Here is an 18,472-nt window from a genome sequence, read left to right on the forward strand (position 1 = left end):
GCTCGAAACCAGCCGACCGCCTATGCCTGAGTCACGTGCGCCTTTACGTGACAGCAACACGGAACCGCCGACTGCTTTGGCCATTTCCGTCATGCACATGGCCAAAACAGAACGGCTCCCGGACCCCGGACCCTGGACCCCGGACAGGGCGCGCCCGGCCGCAGACACGCCCGGCCGAAGATACGAAGAGGAAGGAAAGGCGGTCAGCCCTCTCCGTCCTCCCCACCCTCCAGCTCGCCCTCCGTCTCCAGGAACACCCTCCGGAGTTCGGCCAGCACCGCCGGATCCGGCTTCGCCCACATGCCGCGGGACTCCGCCTCCAGCAGACGTTCCGCGATGCCGTGCAGGGCCCAGGGATTGGCCTCCTGGAGGAACGCGCGGTTCTCCGGGTCTAGGACATAGGTCTCGGTCAGCTTGTCGTACATCCAGTCGGCGACCACGCCCGTCGTCGCGTCGTACCCGAAGAGATAGTCGACGGTCGCAGCGAGTTCGAAGGCGCCCTTGTAGCCGTGGCGGCGCATCGCTTCGATCCAGCGCGGATTGACCACACGGGCGCGGAAAACGCGCGACGTCTCCTCCACCAGCGTGCGCGTACGGACGGTCTCCGGGCGGGTGGAGTCGCCGATGTACGCCTCCGGCGCCGTGCCCTTCAGCGCGCGGACCGTGGCGACCATCCCGCCGTGGTACTGGAAGTAGTCGTCGGAGTCCGCGATGTCGTGCTCGCGCGTGTCGGTGTTCTTCGCGGCCACCGCGATGCGCTTGTACGCGGTCTCCATCTCGGCGCGGGCGGGCCGGCCGTCGAGCTCACGGCCGTACGCGTAGCCGCCCCAGACCGTGTAGACCTCGGCGAGATCGGCGTCCGTACGCCAGTCGCGGCTGTCGATGAGCTGGAGGATGCCCGCGCCGTACGTACCGGGCCGGGAGCCGAAGATACGGGTGGTGGCCCGGCGTTCGTCACCGTGCGCCGCCAGATCGGCCTGGGCGTGGGCGCGGATGTGGTTGGCCTCGGCCGGTTCGTCCAGCGACGCGGCCAGCCGTACCGCGTCGTCCAGCAGGCCGATCGCGTGCGGAAAGGCGTCACGGAAGAAACCGCTGATGCGGAGGGTGACATCGATACGGGGCCGGCCCAGCTCGTCGAGCGCGATCGGCTCCAGACCGGTGACCCGGCGCGAGGCGTCGTCCCAGACGGGCCTGATCCCCAGCAGGGCGAGGGCCTCGGCGATGTCGTCGCCGGATGTGCGCATGGCGCTCGTACCCCAGAGCGAGAGCCCGACCGAGGTCGGCCAGTCGCCGTTGTCGGTGCGGTAGCGCTCCAGGAGAGAGTCGGCGAGGGCCTGTCCGGTCTCCCAGGCGAGCCGGCTCGGGACGGCCTTCGGGTCGACGGAGTAGAAGTTACGGCCGGTCGGGAGCACATTGACCAGTCCGCGCAGCGGCGATCCGGACGGGCCCGCCGGTACGAATCCGCCGTTCAGCGCGTGCACCACATGGTCGATCTCGTTGACGGTGCCGGCCAGCCGCGGCACGACCTCGCGGGCGGCGAAGCGGAGGATGTCGGCGATCTGCTTCGGGTCACCGGACGGTTCGCCGGGACCGGACGGGTCGCCGGTCACCTGCTCGGATGGGCCGCTGGCCGGGTCGCCGTCTGCGTCACTGGGACCGGACGCGTGACCGACCGCGTCACCCGACGGGCCGTCGGCCACCACCCGCTCCACCGCCGACGGATCCCATCCCGCGTCCTCCATCGCCTGGACGAGCGCGCGGGCCCGCCGCTCCGTCTCGTCGGCGTCGGTACGGGTCGCGGCCGACTCGTCCAGGCCCAGCGCCTCGCGCAGCCCGGGAAGCGAGGTCGTACCGCCCCAGATCTGGCGGGCGCGCAGGATGGCGAGGACCAGATTCACCCGCGCGTCCCCGGTCGGCGCGCCGCCCAGGACATGCAGTCCGTCGCGGATCTGCGCGTCCTTGACCTCGCACAGCCAGCCGTCGACATGGAGCAGGAAGTCGTCAAACCCGTCGTCGTCCGGCCGGTCTTCGAGACCGAGGTCGTGATCGAGCTTCGCGGCCTGGATCAGCGTCCAGATCTGCGCGCGGATCGCCGGCAGCTTCGCTGGATCCATGGCGGAGATCGCCGCGTACTCGTCAAGCAGCTGCTCCAGGCGCGCGATGTCGCCGTACGACTCGGCGCGCGCCATCGGTGGTACGAGATGGTCCACGAGCGTGGCGTGTACGCGCCGCTTGGCCTGCGTACCCTCGCCCGGATCGTTGACCAGGAACGGATAGATCAGCGGCAGATCGCCCAGCGCGGCGTCGGGAGCGCAGGCGGCGGAGAGTCCGGCGTTCTTGCCGGGCAGCCACTCCAGATTGCCGTGCTTGCCGAGGTGGATCATGGCGTCGGCGCCGAAGCCGCCGTCCTCGCGGTCGGCCCGGATCCAGCGGTACGCGGCCAAGTAGTGGTGCGAGGGCGGCAGATCGGGATCGTGGTAGATCGCGATCGGGTTCTCGCCGAAGCCGCGCGGCGGCTGGATGAGGATCAGCAGATTGCCGCGCCGGAGGGCGGCGAGGACGATGTCGCCGTCCGGATCGCCGCCCGAGGCGACGCGGCTGCGGTCCACGAACATCTCGCCGGGCGGCGGTCCCCAGTGCTCCTCGACGGACTCCCGCAGTGCGAGCGGGAGTTGCCCGTACCACCGGCGGTAGTCGGCGGCCGGGACACGGACCGGGTTACGGGCGAGCTGCTCCTCGGTGAGCCACTCCTGGTCATGGCCGCCGGCCTCGATGAGCGCGTAGATCAGCTCGTCGCCGTCGCCCGACTCCAGACCGGGGACGGGCTCGTCGTCCGGGCCTGAGCCAGAGGCAGAGCCGGAACCCGAGCCCGAGCCGCCGAAGTCGTACCCTTCGGCCCGCAGTCGGCGCAGCAGGGCCACGGCGCTGGCGGGCGTGTCCAGGCCGACCGCGTTGCCGATACGGGAGTGCTTGGTCGGGTACGCGGAGAGCACCAGCGCGATGCGCTTGTCCGCGTTCGGGCGGTGGCGCAGCCGGGCGTGGCGTACGGCGATACCGGCCACCCGCGCGGCCCGCTCGGGATCGGCGACGTACACCGGCAGTCCGTCGGGATCCAGCTCCTTGAACGAGAACGGGACGGTGATGAGCCGGCCGTCGAACTCCGGTACCGCCACCTGCGACGCGGCGTCCAGCGGCGACAGTCCCTCGTCGCTGGACTCCCAGGTGGCGCGGCTGGTGGTGAGGCAGAGGGCCTGAAGAATCGGTACGTCGAGTGCGGCCAGGGCGCCCGCGTCCCACGCCTCGTCGTCACCGCCCGCCGAGGCCTCGGCGGGCCGGGTGCCGCCGGCGGCGAGCACAGTGGTGACGATCGCGTCGACGCCGCTCAGCGCCTCCAGCAGTTCGGGCTCGGGCGCGCGCAGGGACGATACGTAGATGGGCACGGCGCGGCCGTCGGCGTCCTCGATGGCGTCGCACAGGGCGTCCACGAAGGCGGTGTTGCCGCTGAGGTGGTGTGCGCGGTAGTAGAGGACGGCGACGAGCGGACGGTGCGCGGACGGGCTGCCTGTGCTGCCAGTGCTGCCCACGGTGGCGAGGCGATCGGGCCCGCGTTCGGCCCGGCGTTCGGCGCGGCCCCAGGTGGGCGCCGCGGCGGGCGGCTCGAAGCCGTGGCCGGTCAGCAGGACGGTGTCGGAGAGGAAGCGGGCGAGCTGCTCCAGATTGGCCGGACCGCCGTGGGCGAGATATGCGTGCGCCTCGGCGGCGATACCGATGGGGACGGTGGACGCCTCCATCAACTGGGCGTCCGGAGCCTGTTCGCCGGTGAGGACGACGACGGGCGGGCGGTTCGTGACACGCGACAGACCAGCGTCGGGACGCGCGTCGGCGTCGGGACGCGGAGCGGCCGTACCGTCGCCGAGGAGAAGGTCGATCCCGTCCTGCCAGGCGCGCAGTCCGCCGAGGAGCCGTACGACGACAAGGTCGACGCCCTCCAGCAGCGCGGGCAGTTCGCCGAGCGCGAGCCGGGCCGGGTTGGTGTACCGGTACGGGACCGGACCGCCCGCCGCACGGGCACTGAGCAGATCGGTGTCGGACGTCGACAGGAGCAGGATCATGCGGCGTCTGCCTTCCTCGGGGTCCGCGCCCCGGGCGGTAGGGAGGACGGCGGGAGTTCCTGGCTCACCCGGCTGCTGCCGGGCTCACAGTGGCGGGACCGCGCCGGATTCTCACCGGGCTTCCTCCCCTGACGCCGTCGCTGGCGTTGACGGGCACCGGACCCGTCGTCTGCATAGTAGGTGCAGCAGGTCACGGGCGGGGAGGGCGCCTGGGCGGCCAGGATGGGAGGCGTGGGTACGTGGGTATGCTCGCCGCCATGCCGCCCACCTCGCCAACACCCGCCAACCGGGACGAAGCTCCCTCGCGGGCTGACGAAGCTCTGTCGCGGGCTTCCGTTCCGTATCTTGTGCGGGCGCCCGTCCGGGAGGGCGGTGACGCCTGTCCGGGTGCGCTGCGGCTGCACGCGGCGGACGACGGGCGGCTGGCCCGACTGCGCCTGCCCGGCGGTTTGCTGACGTACCGTCAGGCAGAGGCGCTGGCGAGCGCGGCGGAGCGGCTGGGCGACGGACATGTCGACATCACGTCCCGGGGCAATGTGCAGCTCCGAGGGCTGGGCGCGGACGCGAGCTGCGGCGCCGAACTGGCGGAGCTGCTGCACGAAGCCGGGCTGCTGCCCTCCGAACGGCATGAACGAGTACGGAACATCGTCGCCTCACCGCTGGCCGGTCTCGACGGATTCGGAAGCGGAGGTGGGGACGCGGGTGGGGACGCGGGTGGGGACGTGCGCGGGGACGTGCGCGCGGACGGACTTGGCGTCGGGCAACCGCAGTTGTGGGCACGGGAACTGGACAAGCTCCTGTGCGCGAGCGAGGCTGCGACCGCTCTCTCCGGCCGCTTCCTGTTCGCACTGGACGACGGCCGCGGCGATGTGGCGGCCCTCGGCGCGGATGTGACGTTGCTCGCACGGCGGGACGGTACGGCGATCGTACGTATCGGGGCGAACCGGTCAGGTCTGCGCGTGAACGCCGCCGACGCGCCGAGGGCCGCCCTGCTCGCCGCGGAGACGTTTCTCACGGTGGCGGAGGCGGGCGGCTCGGGCGCCTGGCGCGTACGGGAGTTGCCGCCCGGCCACGAGCTGGACGCGGCGGTGGAAGCGCGGCTGACGAGGGCGGGCATCGCCGCGGAGTACGTAGCCGCGGAGTACGTATCGGACTACGTGGCGGACCACTTGTCGGACTACGTGGCGGAAGCCCGCGTAGGAGAAGGCGAAGGCGAGCCTCCGCTTCCAGGGCTGATCCACTCCCCCGACGGCACCGTGGCCCTGTCCGTCCACGCACCACTGGGGCGGCTGAGCGCGGCACAGTTGCGGCTGCTGACATCGGCGCGAGGCAGTGCGCGAGACGGCACCGAACCGACCACCGCCCTGCGCGTCACACCCTGGCGTGGCGTGATCGTGCCTGGGCTGGAGCCCGCCGCGGCCGACGACCTGCTGAAACGTCTCCGCATCGCCGGACTGATCACCGATCACGACTCCCTCTGGTACGGCGTAGGCGCCTGCACCGGCCGACCCGGATGCGCGAAGGCTCTCGCGGACGTACGGGCGGACGCGACCGAGGCGCTGCGGCGCCCGACGGCCGGCCGTGACGCGCTGCCGGTCTACTGGTCGGGCTGCGAGCGCCGCTGCGGCCATCCGCAGGGAGCCCGGGTGGACGTGGTCGCGACGGCCGAGGGCGGCTATCGCGTCACCGTACGGGGGAGAGTCCCGACGGCTGCCGCGACAGCGGCGGCGACGTCGACCACGACAGCAGGCGTAACGGCAGGCGTAGCAGTGACCGCACCAGGACCGGAGCTCGCCAACGCGGTGGCGACGGCACGCATGACCACAGTGACGAGATGAGCGAGACCACAGTGCCCAACGAGCCGACGGTGAACGAGCCCACGGTGAACGAGCCCCGGGTGAACGAGCCCACGGTGTTCGACTACGAGAAGGACGGCGCGGCGATCTACCGCCAGTCCTTCGCCACGATCCGCGCCGAGGCGGACCTCGCCGGGCTGCCCGCCGACGTCTCCCAGGTCGCGGTCCGGATGATCCACGCCTGCGGCATGGTCGACCTGGTGCGCGATCTGGCCTTCACACCCGGTGTCGTGGCCCGCGCCCGTGAGGCCCTGCGCGCGGGCGCGCCGATCCTGTGCGATGTCGCGATGGTCGCCAGCGGAGTCACCCGTAAGCGGCTGCCCGCGGCCAACGAGGTGGTCTGCACCCTGTCCGACCCGTCCGTCCCGGCGCTCGCCGCCGAGTTGGGAACCACGCGCAGCGCCGCCGCCCTGGAGCTGTGGCGCGACCGGCTGGAGGGCGCGGTGGTGGCCGTCGGGAACGCGCCGACCGCGCTCTTCCGGCTGCTGGAGATGGTCGAGGCGGGCGCGCCGCGCCCGGCGGCGGTCATCGGCGTACCGGTCGGTTTCATCGGCGCGGCCGAGTCCAAGGCCGCGCTCGCCGGGCATCCTGCCGGACTTGAGCACCTGGTCGTACGCGGACGGCGCGGCGGCAGTGCCATCGCGGCGGCGGCCATCAACGCGATCGCGAGCGAGGAAGAGTGAACGCGAACAGCAGGACGCCGTCCGGAACGAGCGCCGACGACGGCATCAACGGCGGCAGCGGCAGTAACGGCGGCAGCACTGGTACGGACGGCACCGCCACCGGCACCACTGCCACGGGCCGCACCTCCACGGGCGGCACCCGCACCGGCCGGTTGTACGGAGTCGGCCTCGGCCCCGGCGATCCGTCCCTCATGACCGTACGCGCCGTCCAGGTCATCGCCGAGGCCGATGTGATCGCGTACCACAGCGCGCGCCACGGCCGTTCCATAGCCCGTTCCATAGCCGCGGAACATCTGCGTCCGGACCACTTGGAAGAGCCGCTGGTCTACCCGGTCACCACCGGCACCACCGACCATCCCGGCGGCTACCGAGGCGCGATGGAGGACTTCTACGCCGAGTCGGCCGCCCGCCTCGCCGTACATCTCGACGCCGGCCGCACCGTGGCCGTCATCGCCGAGGGCGATCCGCTCTTCTACGGCTCGTACATGCATATGCACAAGCGGCTGGCGGACCGTTATCCGACGGAGGTCATACCCGGCGTCACCTCCGTCAGCGCTGCCGCGGCCCGGCTCGGCACGCCGCTCGTCGAGGGCGAGGAGGTGCTGACGATCCTGCCGGGCACGCTGCCCGAGGAAGAGCTCACGGCCCGGCTGGCCTCGGCGGACTCGGCCGTGGTGATGAAGCTCGGCCGTACGTTCCCGGCCGTACGGCGGGCCGTCGAGCGGGCCGGCCGGCTCGCGGACGCGCGGTACGTCGAACGCGCCACCATGAGCGGCGAGCGCACCGGCGCGCTGGCCGACACCGATCCGGACTCCGTCCCGTACTTCTCGGTGGCGGTGCTGCCGAGCCGTGCCGATGCCCGTCCTGCCTCTCAAGAGTCCGAGACCGAGACCGGGACAGAAACCGAAGCCGGGACCGGGACCGAGACCGGTGATGTGGTCGTCGTCGGTACGGGACCGGCGGGACCGCTGTGGCTGACGCCCGAGACGCGCGGCGCACTGGCCGCGGCCGACGATCTCGTCGGCTACACCACCTATCTGGACCGTGTTCCGGTCCGTCCCGGGCAGCGACGGCACGGCTCCGACAACAAGGTGGAGTCCGAGCGCGCGGAGTTCGCCCTCGATCTGGCGCGGCGCGGCCGGCGCGTGGCCGTGGTCTCCGGTGGTGATCCGGGAGTCTTCGCGATGGCCACGGCCGTACTGGAGGTGGCGTCGGCCGATCCGTACAGGGACGTTCCCGTACGTGTGCTCCCGGGCGTGACCGCCGCCAACGCCGCCGCCGCGCGCGTGGGCGCGCCGCTCGGCCACGACTACGCCGTGCTCTCGCTCTCCGACCGGCTCAAGCCGTGGGAGGTCATCGCCGAACGGCTGCACGCGGCAGCGGCGGCGGACCTGGTGCTCGCGCTCTACAACCCGGGCTCGCGCAGCCGTACCTGGCAGGTCGGCAAGGCCCGTGAACTGCTGCTGGAACACCGTGCGCCGGACACTCCCGTCGTGATCGGCCGCGATGTGGGCGGGACGGAGGAGAGCGTACGGATCGTACGGCTGGCCGATCTCGATCCGGCGCAGGTCGACATGCGGACGATCCTGCTGGTGGGCTCCTCGCAGACGGTGACGGCACGGCGTGGTCCCGTCGGCGGCGGTGGTGACGGTGCCGGTGGCGGTGACCGCGAGGAGATCGTCTGGACGCCGCGCCGCTACCCGGACGCGCGGTCGTCCGACGGACCGAGCGCGCCGGGAGCACACGGCTCGGCCTCAGAGCCCAGCGCACCGGAGCCAAGCACACCGGAGCCAAGCGCCTCGGACCCCAGCGCCTCGGACCCGAGCCCGGAGAGCTGACGCAGCCACGCGACCGCCTCCGCCGCGCTGCTCACCACGGCCACGCCCTCCGGCGTCGGCGGCCGACGCACGACGACGACGGGCAGTCCGGCCTCGCGGGCGGCGGTGAGTTTGGGCGCGGTGGCCGCGCCGCCGCTGTCCTTGGTCACGACGGTGTCGATGCGATGGCGGCGCAGGAGTTCACGCTCGCCGTCGAGCGTGAAGGGCCCACGGTCGAGGACCGTCTCCATACGGGCGGGATACGGCGGTTCGGGCGCGTCCACGGACCGTACGAGAAACCACAGTCCGTCGAGCCGGGCGAAGACGGCGAGCCCCGTCCGTCCGGTGGTGAGGAAGACTCTGCGCCGCCGCCCGGGAAACGCGGGCAGTGCGGGCAGCGCGGCCAGCGCCTCGGCGGCCTCCGCCAGCGAACCGACCGAATGCCAGTCGTCGCCCGCGACCGGCACCCACGAAGGACGGCGTACCGCCAGCAGAGGAACATGGGCGTCGGCGGCGGCGAGCGCCGCGTTCCGGCTGATCGTTGCGGCGAAGGGATGAGTGGCGTCGATGAGCGCGTCCACGCGATGCTCGCGCAGCCAGCGCGCCAGCCCTTCGGCGCCGCCGAACCCGCCGATCCGAATCTCTCCCGGCGGCGGTACGGGCCGGGTGACGCGCCCGGCGAGAGAACTGGTGACCCGGAGCCCAGGACCGTACGTACCGTCGTGGCCGTACAGGCTCTCGGCGAGGCGGCGCGACTCGGTGGTCCCACCGAGGATCAGCACATGGAACGGTTCACTCATCGGCGGCGAGCCTTCCCTGCCTGAGGCGGACCTGTCTGAGGCGGACGACGAAGCGGACAACGGATACGACAAGGGGACCATGTGTCTGATGGGCCAGGAACAGCGGGCGGGCGCGGCGCCCAGCTCAAGCACACCGGGCTACGGCACGGCTGGACGACGGGCGCGTGCGCGACGGCGGCGACGAAGGCGGCGTACACCGCCCTGCTGACGGCCGAGTTCCCCGACCCGGTGACGATCACCCTCCCCAAGGGCCAGGCGCCGAGCTTCGCGCTGGCCGCCGAGGAACTCCTCCAGGAACCAGCCCAGGAAGGGTCCGGAGCCTGGGCGATGGCCGGAGTGATCAAGGACGCAGGCGACGATCCGGACGTCACGCACGGCGCCCTGATCCGCTCGACCGTACGGCTGCTGCCACCGGGCTCGGGCGTCGTCTTCCGCGCCGGGCCGGGCGTGGGTACGGTCACGCGCCCGGGACTGCCTCTGGAGGTGGGCGAACCGGCGATCAACCCGGTGCCGCGTCAGTTGATGCGCGCGCAGGTGGCGGAGGTGGCGGAGCGCCACGGCGGCACGGGCGACGTGGAGATAACGGTCTCGGTCGACAACGGCGAGGAGATCGCCCGCTCCACCTGGAACCCGAGACTGGGCATCCTGGGCGGCCTGTCCATCCTCGGTACGACGGGCATCGTGGTCCCGTACTCCTGCTCGGCCTGGATCGACTCCATCCGCCGAGGCGTGGACGTGGCCCGGGCGGCGGGCCGTACACATGTGGCGGGCTGCACGGGCTCGACCTCCGAGCGGACCGTCCGCACCGAATACGCCCTGCCCGAGGACGCCCTGCTGGACATGGGCGACTTCGCCGGCGCGGTCCTCACCTATCTCCGCCGCCATCCGGTCCCCCGGCTCACCCTCTGCGGCGGCTTCGCCAAACTCTCCAAACTGGCCGCAGGCCATCTGGACCTCCACTCGTCCCGCTCCCAGGTGGACAAGTCCTTCCTCGCGACACTCGCGGCCGACGCCGGAGCGGACACCGCCTTGGCAACGGAGGTCTCGCAGGCCAACACAGGCCTGGCGGCACTCCAGCTGTGCCAGTCCCAGGACATCCCACTGGGCAACCTGGTCGCCACCAGGGCACGCGACGAGGCCCTGCGAGTCCTACGCGGGGCACCGGTACTGGTCGACGTCATCTGCATCGACAGAGCGGGCACGGTGGTGGGCCGCAGCGAGCCGAGGTAGGACCTGCGAAGCGTCGGGTTCAGTCGCTGAGCCAGACCACATCGGTGATGCGGAACTCACGCATCCCGGGGTACCGGCTGTAGCTGACGAGCACGGGCAGAAGCGGCACATTGATGTTGTACCGGCCGTCGCCCATCGGCAAGCCGGGCAGAGGCTTGTCCGCGTCGGCCGCCTGACCTGCCTCGACAGCGAGGGCCCTGAGGAAGAGCACGACCTCGTCGTACAAGTCGCCGTGGCCGGCCACCCGCATGGCCTCCAGGACGTTCGCGGCGTCCTCGGCACAGAACACGGTCCAGCCGCGCTCGGGGTCGCTCACTCCTCCGCACCACCCACCAGCCGGGGCAACGGAACAAGGTTGCGCCCGGCATCGGCCTCGGCGAGTCGCTGCTCACGGCCGGGACGGCTGTCGAACATCGCCTCCATCCACCACTTCCGCAGGACCGCGTTGATGTGCTCGCCCTCTTCGGCCTGCCCGATCTCGGAGTAGAAGGCCATCCGCTTGGTGGCGCCGAGGGCATTGGAGACAGCGTCGATGGTACGGGGGATGGGCCGGACCCTGGGATCGGGAGAGCGTCGCTCGGGTCGAGCGGTCACAACATTCTCCTCCGGTTGACGGGGCCGTCCTCGTGGGCGGGAAGCGGATTCCCGGCCTGCGAGTCTACGAGCGGAGCGCGCCCCTCCGAGCGCATCCAGCACAATTCACCCCATCAGGCGCCTCACTCCCACCGTTGATCACAGGTGATCAACGGTGATCCGTCGTTGCGCACCAACCAAACCGCAGCCGCCGAGCCGCGCGGCAAGTTCGTCCACGGACATGAGGTTGCGGCCGGCGGCGGCGTTGGCGCGGCTGCGCTCGGCGCCGGGGGCGCGGTTGAGCATCGCGGTCTTCCACCAGCGACGCATGACAGCGGGAACCGTGCTCTCCTCGGCGGCCAGGACCTCGGCGTAGAAGCGGGCACGGTCAGCGCCGCTGAGGGCGTCGCCGATGGCGTTGATGGTGTGCGGAATCTGCGGGATCACGATGCCCCGGCTGTCCGGCGAGTGTTCGGGCTGGGCGCTCATAGTCTTCTCCTTCCGTTGGTTGAGACAACCCCGCGTGCGCGGGGACCAGCTCGCCGACGCCGCTATCGCCGTCGGCATCCTCGGACCAACCCCGCATGCGCGGGGACCAGGCTTCCCGGCCTCGCAGTTTACGAGGGACTCGCGCCTTCCCCAGCCGCTTCCGCCGAATCGGGCATCTGCGCATCCAACAGACACACCCGTCAGCACACGTGCGGGCGTTCCCTCTCCGGGGAGTACAGGTGGCTGTCCCGGAACTGTTCCGCTCCCAGCGTTCGGCCCACCATGATCACCGCCGTCCGTACCACACCCGCCTTCTTCATCTGTCCCGCGATGTCGTCCAGCGTGCCGCGCAGGACCAGTTCGTCGGGGCGGCTGGCCATCGCAACCACCGCGGCCGGGCAGTCCGCGCCGTAGTGCGGGAGCAGTTCCCGGACCACCCGGTCCACGTATCCGGCCGCGAGGTGGAGCACCAGCAGCGCGCCGCTCCGGCCGAGCGTCGCCAGGTCCTCGCCCTCCGGCATGGGGGTGGCGCGCTGGGCGATCCGCGTCAGGATCACCGTCTGGCCGACCGTCGGTACCGTCAGCTCACGCTTCAGCGCCGCCGCCGCCGCGGCGAAGGCCGGCACGCCCGGGACCACCTCGTACGGCACGCCCGCCGCGTCCAGCCGCCGCATCTGTTCCGCGACCGCGCTGAAGACCGACGGGTCGCCGGAGTGCAGCCGGGCCACGTCCTGGCCCTCCTCGTGGGCCCGGACCAGCTCCGCCGTGATCGCGTCCAGATCCATCCGCGCGGTATCGATCAGCCGCGCGTCCGGCGGGCACTCGGCCAGGAGTTCGCGCGGCACCAGGCTGCCCGCGTACAGACACACACCGCACGAGGCGAGCCTGCGAGCTCCCCGTACCGTGATCAGGTCGGCGGCGCCGGGACCGGCACCGATGAAGTACACCGTCATCGTTGACCTCCTGAGGGAACGTACGGAGAGCCCGGAGCCACATCCACATCCACACCCGAGCCCGCACCCGGGGCCGGGCCCGCGTCCGGGCCTTTTACGACCGCCCACTGCGTCACCGGCATCGCCTGCCGCCAGCCCGTGAATCCACCCACCGGCACGGCGTGCGCGACCGCCAGCCGTACCAGTTCGCCGCCGAAACAGCGGTACCGCTCGGCCAGCAGCGCCTCGGACTCCAGCGTCACCGTGTTCGCGACCAGTCGGCCGCCCACCGGCAAGGCGTCCCAACAGGCGTCCAGCAGCCCCGGTACGGTCAGTCCGCCTCCGACGAACACCGCGTCCGGCACCGGCAGTCCCGCCAGCGCCTCGGGCGCGGCACCGGTGACGACCCGCAGACCGGGCACGCCGAGCGCCCGCGCGTTGCGCCCGATCCGCTCCGCCCGCACCGGATCCCGCTCCACCGAGACCGCGCGGCAGGACCGGTGCGTACGCATCCACTCGACGGCGATCGAACCCGACCCGCCGCCGACGTCCCACAGCAGCTCTCCCGGAGCGGGCGCCAGCGCGCCCAACGTCGCGGCCCGGACATGGCGCTTGGTGAGCTGCCCGTCGTGTTCGTACGCGGTGTCCGGCAGGCCCGGTACGGCGCCGAGCCGCACCGCGTCCGGCGAGCGACGGCATTCGACCGCCACGACGTTCAGCGGATCACCGGACGGCTCGGCCCAGTCCTGCGCGAGGCCCTCGACACGCCGTTCCCGCTCCCCGCCGCCGAGTTGTTCGAGTACGTACATACGGCTCGGCCCGAAACCCCGGTCCCGCAGCAGCGCCGCCACCTCGGCCGGTGTCTCCGCGCCCGCGCTGAGTACGAGCACCCGACGGCCGTCGTGCAGGGCCGCGGCGAGCCGCTCGGCGGGACGGCCGACCAGAGTGACGACCTCCGTGTCCTCCACCGGCCAGCCGAGCCGGGCACAGGCGTACGACACGGACGACGGATGCGGCAGCACCCGCAGCGCCCCGGCCCCCACCACCTCCGCGAGCGTCCGCCCGATCCCGTAGAACATCGGGTCCCCGCTCGCCAGCACACAGATCCGCCGGCCCGCATGGGCCGCGAGCACCCGAGGCACGGCGGGCCGCAACGGCGACGGCCACACCACCCGCTCGCCCGCACACTCATCCTCCGGCAGCAGCGCCAACTGCCGTGCTCCGCCGACCACCACCTCGGCCGCCCGCAGAGCCTCCCGTCCCACGCCGGAGAGCCCTGCCCAGCCGTCGGCACCGATCCCCACGACGGTCACCACGTGCGCTACGGCGGGAGACGGTGCTGCGCTCACTGCGATACACCTCTGCGCTTCTGAGCTGGAGAAAGACCGGCCCCAAACTCTACTGTCCAGTCATCTCCCGCCCTCGGCGGGCCCGCGCTCGCCTCCGACGGACCCAGGCCCGGAGCGCACGCCCACCTCGTCTCTCTCGCGAGTCCTGTGGCGCAGCGGATCACGTGGCACGGCTCGCGCTTTGCTGCTTCGGCTTCGGGAACCCAGGTCTCCGGCTCCTGGTACCGCCCGGGCCGCCCAGGCCGCCCCACCTCGGCCGGACGTAGCCGTCGGCATGTGGCTGTGCGAATGGGGCGGCTGGGGCGGCTGGATGCACTCGCTAGCGGATCGCCAGTTCTCTCAGAAGAGCCGGAGGCGGACGGAGCGTCAGCCGACGGTCCTCACCGGCGAGGTGACTCCATCGGCGTCCGTCCTCGCCGCGGAGGCGCCCCGGCCGCCGGGCTGGAGCACCCGCTCGGCCAGCGCGCCGAAGATCAGCCCGAAGGCCGTCCACAGCAGCGCCTGCACGGCGACCGACGCCAGCCGAAATTCCCAGAGAAGAGCAGCCGGGAAGGTTTCCCGGACGGCATCGGAGTTGGCGGGCAGAACAAGACAGGCGACCGCCACCGCGACGACATAACCGGCACCGGCGACAACGGACGCGTTCCAGTTACCCAACTTCGGAGCGAGCCGTCTGCCCGCGATGACGGCGACGACGGCCAGCAGCACGCTGAGCACGATCATCAGGAAGAACAGCGTGGTGCGCTTACCGATGGTGTCCGGGTTGCCCACCGCGGGCGGGGTCGCCGGATACTTCAGGAACGGCACCAGATAGACCGTGGTGAAGGCCGCTCCCGCGATCAGCGCCGCGGTCGCCCTCGGCCCGAATCCGCCGATCCTGCCCAGACAGACGGAGAAGACCAGCGAGGCGATTCCGCCCAGGGCCACTCCGTACACCAGGACACCGGTGGCCAGCCCGAACGTCGACTGGACCGGCCGACTGACCAGTTCCTCCTCTTCTTCGCCGTGCTCATGCGCCGTTGCCGCTGCGGGTGCGTGCGCGTGCTCCGCTGCCGGTGCCGACTGGGTCTCCTCCAGCGCGATGGAGTCCCGTACGGAAGGCTCACCGGCCAGATATGCCAGCGCGAACGCGAAGAGCCCGGCCAGCACACCCGCGATCATGCCGCGGACCAGGAGAGTTCTGACGGTGGAGGCATGCATGTGCGTGATCTCCGTCAGCGCTCAGTGGCAGGGAAAACCGAGCAGATGACGGCCGTCGTGCACCCACTCGTGCACACCCTCACCCGAGAACACCGACGTCGCGCCCTGCTCGGCGCCGACGAAGTACAGCAGCACCAGCATCAGAGTGCCTACGAACACCGCCCACGGCAGAACCGCGCGCAGTGGAAGCGGAGTCACCTTGACGCTGACGGGCGAAACGGTCGGCGGGGCTATGGACTCAGCCATGGCGGAACCTCCTTGGGGAACTCGCGTCCCATTCGGTGGAGCTCGAACGACGGCCGTCGGGTCTGACTGACCGGGCTCCGCTGCGCTGTTGCGCAGCCGACACCCGGCATACAGTGGCGCGACCGTGCCGGACTCTCACCGGACTTCCGTCCCGCCGTCGTGATATCGACGTGAAGGTATCGCGAACCGACAGACGGGCCAAGAGGACCTCGACCGACGCCAGGCCTGCGACGGGCCTGCAATGACCGCCAGGACCCGAGCGAGGAGAGCCGTATGACGACCCGGGTGACGCTCATCTCACCGGCCATCAGCACGGCCCTGCGCGAGGCCCGTTTCCCCAAGAGCACCGACCGCAGCGATACGGACCCGGCCTCGGACACTGGCCCAAACACCGCCACCGACACCGCCACCAACGCCTCGGGCACCGCCACCACCTCTGGCAGTGGCACCGGCACTGGCGCCCACACACTCAGCGCACCCGACACACCCGACGCCCTCGATCCCCTCGGGCTCCGGCAGGCCCAAGCCGTACGGGAGACCTTCCCCCGCGCCGCCGCCCTCTATGTCTCCCCCTCTCACCGCTGTCGCCGTACCGCCGAGATCCTCGGCCTGGACGCCAAGCCGCTGTCCGACCTCGCACCCTGCGCGATGGGCCGCTGGCAGGGCAGGACTCTCGATGAAGTGGCCGCCGAAGAACCGGAGTCCGTGGCCGTCTGGCTCTCCGATCCCACGTCCGCACCCCATGGCGGAGAGTCCTTGCTGACCTTCCACACCCGTGTCGGCCACTGGCTCGACAACCTCGGCTCCGACTCCGGCGAGGACCCGGGCGGACGCGTCATCGCCGTGGCGGAACCCGACATCATCCGCGCCGCCGCCGTCCACGCCCTCGGCGCCTCCCCGCAGTCGTTCTGGAGGATTGACGTACGGCCTCTGTCCCTCACCGAACTCAGCGGGCGCAGTGGCCGCTGGAATCTGCTTGCCGGCCGTCCTCTACACACCCACACCGCCGCACCCTGAGGACCGTCCGCCGACCCCCGGCGCCGTACACCCGGACACCCCAGGCACCCCGCGCACCCCGGCAAACTCGGTCAGCGGCGCGCCTTGGCCCGGTCCAGCGCGGCGACACCCACCGCCGCCAGACCGATCTGGATTATCCACTCGATCCAGTCGGGACCGTCCGTATCGGCGACACCGACGGCCGCCGCCAGAGCCGTACCGATCAGGGCCGCGACGATACCGACGGCGATCGTCCACAGCACACCGATGTGCTGGCGCCCTGGGACAACGAGCCGTCCCAGCACACCGATGACGATGCCGATCACTATGGCCGTGAAAATACCGGAGATCTCCATATCCACTCCTTCTCACCACATTCGCTGCCGTTCGTGGTGTCTGTCAGAACGTCTGCCCGCCGAATACGCGTTCAGTCCAGGAGTGCGATAGCTCGCCAGTTCGGTTTGAGGAACGCGGGCGGTGGAAGGGCGAACGTCCACGGGACGTCCCGAGACATCCCGAGACGCTACGAGTGGCTCCAGTGCGGGGCACGTCCCGTCGCGGCCAGCAGCACCTCGAACGGACCGGCGTCCTCCGCCACCGGCACCGGCTCCCCGAACATCCCCATCTCCCGTGCCGTCGGCGCCAGCGCCGCGAACTCCTCGCCGAGCATCTCGACGAGCGCCGGATCCGGCTCGTACGGCTGTCCCGTCGCCCGCGCCAGATCCCACCCGTGCACGGCCAGGTCGCCGACCACCATCGCGCCCACCGTTCTGGCCGGCAGCCCCATGGCCCCCGAGGTGCCCTCCTCGGCGCCCGGCGCGTCCCAGGCCGCGACGAGCCGTACGGTCTCGTCGGCGAACCGCTCGCGCCACTCACCCTCCAGATGCTCCGGGGCGGCGCCGAAATCGGCGTCCTTCTTGGCCGCCAGCGCCTGGAAGTTGACGACGACCTGGAAGAGATGGTCGGCCAGGGCGTGTACGTCGTACTCACTGCACGGAGTCGGTGCGGTGAGCTGGTCGTCGGTGATACCTCGAATGACGGTGACGGTACGGTCGGCCGCCACCTCCAACAGCTTGCTGATCTTGTCGCTCATGGCCCCGACCGTATGAACCGGCTACTCCCGGCGTCTTGAACAAACGCGACATAGGATCTGCCCATGGCAGGTCCACGGCGCGACACCCGGGGCATCGTCGACGCTCCCGAGCTGTTCGCGCGGGTACGTTTCCGGCGCCGCGAACCGGCGCCGGCCCTGCGGCCGTATCTGGAGCACTACTGGCTGATCGACTGGGATCTGGCCCGGCCGTACGTCTCCCACGTGGTGCCGCATCCCTCGGTGAACGTGGTCTTCCAGCGCTTCGGACACGGGCCCGACAGCCCGCCCTTCGCGGAGGTCGCGGGCATCGGCCTGGAACTTTTCGCACAGCGGCTGGAAGGGCGGGGCCGGATGTGCGGAGTGCAGTTCAGGCCCGGAGGCTTCCGGCCGTTCGCGCCGCGGTGGCCCGTATCGGAGTGGACGGGACGGCGGGTGCCTCTCGGCGAGGTCATGCCGGCGACGGACACGGACATCGAGGCGGTGCTCGGCCCCGCCGAGGACGCCGTCGAGAACGCCGCCGAGGACGCCAGAGTGGCCGCGCTCGACACGTACCTACTGACGCTCGGCCCGCGGCCGGACCCGGGGGCCGATCACGCCATGGCGCTGGCCGACCGGATCAGGACGGACCGTACGATCCGGCGCGTGGCGCAGCTCGCCGAGGCGGAAGGAATCTCGACGCGCTCGCTGCAACGGCTGTTCGCCGCGTATGTGGGCGTGGGACCGAAATGGGTCATCCTGCGCTACCGGATCCATGAGGCACTGGAACGCGCCGAGTCGGACGCGGGCACGGGCACGGTCGCGGCTACGAGCAGTGGCCCGGCCGCGGACCCGGCCGCCGGATCGGACTCCAACCTGGCCGCCGACCCGGACTCCAGCCCGGACTCCGGCTCAGCGTCGGCCCCGGCTCCGGCCCCGGGCCGACAGGTCGACTGGGCGGAGCTGGCCTCCGAACTCGGCTACAGCGACCAGGCACATCTCGTACGTGACTTCACGGCGACGGTCGGAGTACCGCCCACGGCGTACGGCCGTTCGGGCCTCTGAACCATCCGTCCCCACGCCCTCACACCCACGCCCTCACCCACAGCTCCGGCTCATA

16 protein-coding genes, 1 pseudogene and 2 riboswitches are annotated in these 18,472 nt (G+C 71.4%); of the genes and pseudogenes, 6 read left to right on the forward strand and 11 right to left on the reverse strand.

Annotated elements, in window-relative coordinates; all coding sequences use genetic code 11:
* Positions 1 to 203 precede the first annotated feature (203 nt).
* Positions 204 to 4,112 carry a cobaltochelatase subunit CobN gene (gene cobN, locus ACFV6H_RS24175; RefSeq protein ID WP_385545518.1) on the reverse strand — a complete coding sequence of 1,303 codons (3,909 nt, stop codon included), beginning with the start codon at positions 4,110 to 4,112 and terminating at the stop codon, positions 204 to 206.
* Between the two features lie 53 nt (positions 4,113 to 4,165).
* Positions 4,166 to 4,238: riboswitch (cobalamin riboswitch) on the reverse strand.
* Between the two features lie 119 nt (positions 4,239 to 4,357).
* On the opposite strand from cobN, the gene ACFV6H_RS24180 reads away from it, so the two are divergent.
* The 3 genes from ACFV6H_RS24180 (at position 4,358) to ACFV6H_RS24190 (ending at position 8,489) form a co-directional block, all read left to right on the forward strand.
* On the forward strand, positions 4,358 to 5,950 hold the full coding sequence (locus ACFV6H_RS24180; protein ID WP_385545647.1) for a cobalamin biosynthesis protein CobG: 1,593 nt from the start codon (positions 4,358 to 4,360) through the stop codon (positions 5,948 to 5,950).
* Positions 5,951 to 6,024: 74 nt separating this feature from the next.
* Positions 6,025 to 6,651, forward strand: coding sequence for a precorrin-8X methylmutase (locus ACFV6H_RS24185; protein ID WP_093592957.1), 627 nt, complete (start codon positions 6,025 to 6,027; stop codon positions 6,649 to 6,651).
* A gap of 152 nt (positions 6,652 to 6,803) precedes the next feature.
* Positions 6,804 to 8,489 (forward strand): precorrin-2 C(20)-methyltransferase, encoded by a 1,686-nt coding sequence (locus tag ACFV6H_RS24190; RefSeq protein WP_385545651.1) that lies wholly within the window; start codon positions 6,804 to 6,806, stop codon positions 8,487 to 8,489.
* Here ACFV6H_RS24190 and ACFV6H_RS24195 read toward each other — a convergent pair.
* Positions 8,486 to 9,268, reverse strand: a pseudogene (locus ACFV6H_RS24195) (cobalt-precorrin-6A reductase); the annotation flags it as partial. The gene ACFV6H_RS24190 and the pseudogene ACFV6H_RS24195 overlap by 4 nt on opposite strands.
* Before the next feature lie 81 nt (positions 9,269 to 9,349).
* Here ACFV6H_RS24195 and ACFV6H_RS24200 point away from each other — a divergent pair.
* Positions 9,350 to 10,498: a cobalt-precorrin-5B (C(1))-methyltransferase gene (locus ACFV6H_RS24200; RefSeq protein ID WP_385545521.1), complete on the forward strand. Its 1,149-nt coding sequence runs from the start codon at positions 9,350 to 9,352 to the stop codon at positions 10,496 to 10,498.
* Positions 10,499 to 10,517: 19 nt separating this feature from the next.
* Here the strand turns inward: ACFV6H_RS24200 and ACFV6H_RS24205 are convergent, their stop codons facing one another.
* From ACFV6H_RS24205 to ACFV6H_RS24235, 7 genes are all read right to left on the reverse strand, one after another.
* Complete coding sequence (locus ACFV6H_RS24205; RefSeq protein ID WP_385545524.1) at positions 10,518 to 10,814, reverse strand: hypothetical protein; 297 nt, start codon at positions 10,812 to 10,814, stop codon at positions 10,518 to 10,520.
* Complete coding sequence (locus ACFV6H_RS24210; RefSeq protein WP_384986379.1) at positions 10,811 to 11,092, reverse strand: hypothetical protein; 282 nt, start codon at positions 11,090 to 11,092, stop codon at positions 10,811 to 10,813. Before ACFV6H_RS24210 ends, ACFV6H_RS24205 begins: the two co-directional genes overlap by 4 nt.
* Positions 11,093 to 11,230: 138 nt before the next feature.
* Positions 11,231 to 11,560, reverse strand: coding sequence for a hypothetical protein (locus ACFV6H_RS24215; RefSeq protein ID WP_385545528.1), 330 nt, complete (start codon positions 11,558 to 11,560; stop codon positions 11,231 to 11,233).
* A gap of 200 nt (positions 11,561 to 11,760) precedes the next feature.
* Positions 11,761 to 12,513: a precorrin-4 C(11)-methyltransferase gene (gene cobM, locus ACFV6H_RS24220; protein WP_385545531.1), complete on the reverse strand. Its 753-nt coding sequence runs from the start codon at positions 12,511 to 12,513 to the stop codon at positions 11,761 to 11,763.
* Positions 12,510 to 13,841, reverse strand: a complete 1,332-nt coding sequence (gene cbiE, locus ACFV6H_RS24225) for a precorrin-6y C5,15-methyltransferase (decarboxylating) subunit CbiE (protein WP_385545534.1) — start codon at positions 13,839 to 13,841, stop codon at positions 12,510 to 12,512. The genes cobM and cbiE overlap by 4 nt, the downstream gene beginning before the upstream one ends.
* A 366-nt stretch (positions 13,842 to 14,207) precedes the next feature.
* Entirely contained in the window at positions 14,208 to 15,041 is an 834-nt protein-coding gene (locus tag ACFV6H_RS24230; protein WP_385545537.1) for a CbtA family protein, read from the reverse strand.
* Between the two features lie 21 nt (positions 15,042 to 15,062).
* The gene (locus tag ACFV6H_RS24235; protein WP_093592935.1) at positions 15,063 to 15,287 is read right to left on the reverse strand and encodes a CbtB domain-containing protein; all 225 of its coding nucleotides are present in this window, start codon (positions 15,285 to 15,287) and stop codon (positions 15,063 to 15,065) included.
* A 37-nt stretch (positions 15,288 to 15,324) separates the two neighbouring features.
* A riboswitch (cobalamin riboswitch) is annotated at positions 15,325 to 15,493 on the reverse strand.
* 67 nt (positions 15,494 to 15,560) lie between these two features.
* On the opposite strand from ACFV6H_RS24235, the gene ACFV6H_RS24240 reads away from it, so the two are divergent.
* A complete protein-coding gene (locus tag ACFV6H_RS24240; RefSeq protein WP_385545540.1) occupies positions 15,561 to 16,304 on the forward strand; it encodes a histidine phosphatase family protein in 744 nt (247 codons plus the stop codon).
* Positions 16,305 to 16,375: 71 nt separating this feature from the next.
* Here the strand turns inward: ACFV6H_RS24240 and ACFV6H_RS24245 are convergent, their stop codons facing one another.
* On the reverse strand, positions 16,376 to 16,639 hold the full coding sequence (locus ACFV6H_RS24245) for a GlsB/YeaQ/YmgE family stress response membrane protein (RefSeq protein ID WP_093592928.1): 264 nt from the start codon (positions 16,637 to 16,639) through the stop codon (positions 16,376 to 16,378).
* Between the two features lie 167 nt (positions 16,640 to 16,806).
* Positions 16,807 to 17,376: a TIGR03086 family metal-binding protein gene (locus ACFV6H_RS24250; RefSeq protein ID WP_385545543.1), complete on the reverse strand. Its 570-nt coding sequence runs from the start codon at positions 17,374 to 17,376 to the stop codon at positions 16,807 to 16,809.
* A 63-nt stretch (positions 17,377 to 17,439) separates the two neighbouring features.
* Between ACFV6H_RS24250 and ACFV6H_RS24255 the strand changes: the two genes are divergently transcribed.
* Positions 17,440 to 18,417 carry a DUF6597 domain-containing transcriptional factor gene (locus ACFV6H_RS24255; RefSeq protein ID WP_385545546.1) on the forward strand — a complete coding sequence of 326 codons (978 nt, stop codon included), beginning with the start codon at positions 17,440 to 17,442 and terminating at the stop codon, positions 18,415 to 18,417.
* Positions 18,418 to 18,472: the final 55 nt, after the last annotated feature.

The organism is Streptomyces sp. NPDC059743, assembly GCF_042732975.1.
Lineage (GTDB): Bacteria > Actinomycetota > Actinomycetes > Streptomycetales > Streptomycetaceae > Streptomyces.